Genomic DNA, 4,781 nt, shown 5'->3' on the forward strand with positions numbered 1-4,781 from the left:
ATCCTACTATTTCTCCATCGATCATTGATTTCCTTTCTTTATCTAGCTATTTTGATTTTAAAGATCACGGATTCAGGAAAGTAATGAAAGTACCAGAAAAAGTAATCGCTTTCAAATAGTCATTTGCTATTTCTAGAAGTATACTTTTGGTAAAGATGGGAGAGGAGGAATTTTTTGCAAGTGAAAGGAGGGAAATGGGGAAGGAAGAATACGATAAAGGCCCACCATTCATCGGTCTAACCCTTAAGGAGGGAAAAGCAATGAGGACAAAGGTATATTGGTTGCTATTGCTATCGTTAGTCTTTGGTCTGGCGGGAGCCGGACAGGCAGGGGCGTGGGACGCCATGGACGAGAACGGGAACAACGAGCCCGCATCACAATTGCTTAAGATTGAAATTGAGACCGCTTCCGGAATATCTAGAGAAATCCAGGTGGTGGACGCACCGGGTTCCGGCGATTACTTGGCGGTGCTGACGGACCGTTATGGAGAAAGAACAAACAACACGAGTAAATATAATGTAGCCGTGCAAGTAGACAGCAGCTTCACGGTCACCCAAGTAGCCAACAAGGCCCCTGCTCCGGGAGCAACCCCGATCTGGCAGGATTCGCCCAACCTGGAGATCCCCGCGGGAGGCTTCGTTCTTCTGGCTGTAGACGATTCTTATCAGCAGAAGGGCTTCAAAAAATTCGCCGCCGAAAATTTCGACGTCGGTGATAAGGTCATGCTTAAACTGGATGGACAAGCCGTAACGATCGAGGAGTTTAAGAGCAGGACCGAAGAGCTGGCCCAGCCCTCTACGCTGATCTTGGATCAGGATAACATGTTTACGGTTCCCCAAGACCAAAACCGGGCGATATTGTCGGGAAAGCTCACCAACTATGATAAAGAAGGCTCTTATCAAATCTTCATTGCGAATCAGCCTGTATCGATCCGGGATGACGGCACCTTTACCCATGAAGTCGACTTGGAGCCGCAAACGAATTATATCGAGGTGAGGGTGAAGCGGGGAGAGGTGATTCAGAACCGGTTCTCGGTCGTTGTCTATCGTTATATGCGGCTGCATGATGAACGGGAGGTGTACTTGTGGATTGAGCAATCGACCAATCTTAACAAGTACCCTTCCTCCGAGGCGGTGCGCAGAATGCTGGTCAAGGCCAAGGAGGCCGGGGTGACGGCGGTCGCTTTTCCGGTGAAAGGACACGAAGGATTCGCTTCCTATCTGCATAACGAAATTTCGGGAATTCCCCACATCAGCCGGATAACGGAACCTTCCAAGAGAGGAGTTCCGGCGGACATGGACGTTCTGCAGGTTTTTATCGATCATTCCCGGGAGCTTGGACTAAGAATTGATGCGGTCTTCAATCTGTATGGCTCCGGCACTGCAGTCGATACCGGTCTTACCCCGGAGCAATTCGCCGATTTCGAGGAATGGGTCTACCGTCCGGAGGACGGGGGAAAAATCGTTCCGATCCGGCAGAGCCGATATAAGCCTTCGGTATACTTTCTGAATCCGGCGAATGAACGCGCACAGCAATATCAGATGAAGGTTATAGAAGAAGTGATGCGCTATTATGATGTCGACGGGATTGTGCTGGACAGGGCCAGATATGATAACCTCTATGCCGATTTCAGCGACCTATCGAGGCTGCAGTTCGAAAGCTATTTGGCCGGCAAAGGAAAATCATTGCAGCGATGGCCTCAAGACGTTATGGAGCACCAGTATGATGAACAGGGCAATTATATGAAGACCGTTAACGGACCGTTGTTTTATGATTGGCTGACCTACCGTTCCACTGTTTCCAAGCAATTTTTCATTAATTTGCGGGAGAGGATCGATCAGATCAATGCGGAAACCGGGAAGCAAATTCCGTTCGCCATCTCCATGGGCTCCTGGTACTCATCTTATTACGAGGTAGGGCAGAACTGGGCCAATCCCAATATTCCGTATGATTCCAGGTTGGGTCTGCCGCTGGCGGAGCTATATACGGAGGAGTATACTCAAACCGGCTTCGGCACCAAGGACATCTTTGATTATATGATTCTGGGCACTTATTATAATACGCCTTCGGCCGTCAAGCGGGGCATTACCATGATCCATACGCTTCTGGAAGAAGAATTTCCGGTTTATGCCGGTTTTCAGCTTCAACAGCTTCCGGACCCCGAGGATCAACGCGAATCATTCCAGGCCGCGCTCAAATTTACCAACGGCATTAAGCTGTTTGATCTGTCCGTCATTAATTGGGATGTGCAAAAAGCGGCGCTGGAAGACCGGCCTTATGTCAAGCCGTACCAGCTTGGCCTCAGCATCCCGGACCAGTATGAGCTTCCCGAGCATTTGCGGCAGTATGTCGCTGACGGGTATATAGAAGCGGATTTCTATAACCAAAATCGGGGAATTGGCACGATCGCCGTCTATTCGGATGAATTCGGACCGACTACGGGAACGTCGGGAAGCTACGGGGTTGAAGTAGTCGTCGGCGCCGACGGCAAGGTGCTGGATGTCGTCAACAAACAGCAGGCGATCCGTTGGAATTGGAGCGGCAACCGGCCGAATAACAGCGTGCTTCCGAATGGAGGCTTCGTCATCTCCGCCCTTGACAATGACGGTGTTCGGACCTTGCGCCAGCTTCTGGCTTACGTATACAGCGAAGGGGATCTCGCCAGGGCGGCCGCGCTGCGCGGACATCTGGACTATGACGGAATCACCACCTCTGAGTCCGTGCTTGAAATGAAAGGGAATGTTCAGGTGCTGGGGCCGGGAAGGGCACAGGTGACACTGAACGGCATGCAGGCGGAAATGGACGAATACGGCGATTTCGTTGGCCGGGTGGATCTGCGGCCGGGATTGAATACCATCCGGATAGACGTGTGGGTCGATGGAAGAAAAACGAACAGCCAAACGGTTAGAGTAACGCGGAATGAGGCGGAGCTGACAGGCCTCGAATTCGAACGAGACGAATATGTGCTTCGTACCGGGGAATCCGTACACCCCCGCCTGACGGCGATCTATTCGGACGGCAGCCGCAGCGTTCCCGGCTCAGGTGTTGAATACCGCTCCAACCGGCCGGAGGTTGTCTCCGTAGCTGCGGACGGCACATTAACCGGCCTTAGACAGGGAGAATCGGTCATTACAGCCGTATACGGGAATCGGGCGGCGGAGACCTTGGTCCGGGTCACTCCGGCGGCACAATTAGTAAGCATCGAAGTGGACGATAACGATTACAGCCTGATTGTCGGACAAACCCATCAAACGGAAGTGACAGCCGTCTATTCGGACGGAACCCGCGAACGGGTCACCGCAGATTCCTTCCGCTCCTCTCATGTACGGGTAGCCGATGTGTCCGAAACGGGGCTGGTGACCGCGCTCAAGCCGGGCCGCGCCGACATTACGGTCGAATACGGAGGGAAGAAGGCGGTCATCCGGGTCAAAGTCTTTAACAACGACAACGGCAAAGGGAAAAATAAATAAGCCTGCCGATGCAGGTGTCGACAAATCCCGTGCGAAGCTGTGCGGATGCCCGGGCGGAGAGCGTCCGGAATGGCGAAGAGCGGCACAAAGACTGCCGGGGTTTGTCGGAAAAACAAAACTTTTATTTAAATAAGCGGCAGGAACATGATATAATGATTCTGGCTCTGCAATATATTTCCTTTAGCAATTTAGGAAGGAGGAGCAGTCATTCATTATCTTGCCGCTTTTCTATTAGCACTTTTTATCGTTTATTTGTCTATTCCTCTTCTGAGACGTTTTGCAATTAAAATCGACTTCGTGGACAAGCCTAAAGAAAATAATGCCAGGAAGTTACATAAAGAGCCGGTTCCGTTAACGGCCGGCATCGCCATTTTTGTCGGATTTGTCGTTTCCTATCTGCTTTTTAACGAGGCGCCGTGGGAAGAGACTGTGGCTGTGCTGGCGGGCTCCCTGCTGATCCTCGCCATCGGTACGATCGATGATTGGTACAAGACCCAGGGCAAGGAATTTCCGGCTTGGCCCAAGTTCTTGGTGCAGATCTTTGCCGCCTATCTCATTTATCAGGCCGGTATCGTGTTTGTCGGATTCTACAACCCGTTTACCGAGCAGATGGTCGTTCTGCCGACCGTTCTCCAATTTCTGCTGACCGTTACGTGGATTTTCGGAGTGACGACCGTTATCAATTTCTCCGACGGGATGGATGGGTTGGCCGGCGGGCTGTCCGTAATTTCGGCAATGACCTTGTTTATCGTGGCCGTCACTATGGGCCAGAGCGATTCCGCAATTATGGCCATTACTCTCGTGGGAGTCGGCCTCGGGTATTTGAAATACAACAAGCCCCCGGCGAAGATCTATATGGGGGATGCAGGAGCCACTTTCCTCGGCTTCATCCTGAGCGTCATTGCTTTGGACGGAGCCTTCAAGCAAGCGACCGTGCTGTCGTTATTCATACCGATCCTGGCACTGGGTGTGCCGATATTCGACAATATTTTTGTCGTTCTCAAGAGGTTTAAGGACGGCAAGCCGATCTACAAAGCGGACGCCACCCAGATTCATTACCGGCTGCTGTCCGCCGGGCTGAACCCGAAGCAAATCGTTACCTTCTTATGTCTGGTCAGTGTATGCTTTAGTCTGACCTCGATTATTCTTCTGCTGCTTCAGGTATAAGTATAGAGGTCTTCTAAGGCCGACCCAATAAGAATACATGGAAAAGGAACCCGCGCACCGGCGGGTTCTTTTTATTATGGCTTTAGCCAGTTGAGCTCGCGAAGCGTGCGAAACAAAAAACCACCCGCTATGCGGGTGGAGGGA

General features: G+C 51.5%; 2 protein-coding genes. Both read left to right on the forward strand.

Annotated elements, in window-relative coordinates; all coding sequences use genetic code 11:
- Positions 1–260 precede the first annotated feature (260 nt).
- Positions 261–3,470 (forward strand): Ig-like domain-containing protein, encoded by a 3,210-nt coding sequence (locus tag FS806_RS24975; RefSeq protein ID WP_186328537.1) that lies wholly within the window; start codon positions 261–263, stop codon positions 3,468–3,470.
- A 207-nt stretch (positions 3,471–3,677) separates the two neighbouring features.
- Positions 3,678–4,637, forward strand: a complete 960-nt coding sequence (locus FS806_RS24980; RefSeq protein ID WP_144942044.1) for an MraY family glycosyltransferase — start codon at positions 3,678–3,680, stop codon at positions 4,635–4,637.
- Positions 4,638–4,781: the final 144 nt, after the last annotated feature.

The sequence above is a fragment of the Paenibacillus sp. 32O-W genome (genome assembly GCF_007679495.1).
Taxonomy (GTDB): Bacteria; Bacillota; Bacilli; order Paenibacillales; family NBRC-103111; genus Paenibacillus_L; species Paenibacillus_L residui.

Bases quoted from the DNA above. Each gene is read 5' to 3' on its own strand.
- FS806_RS24975 (WP_186328537.1), top strand. From the start codon at position 261: ATGAGGACAAAGGTATATTGGTTGCTATTGCTATCGTTAGTCTTTGGT.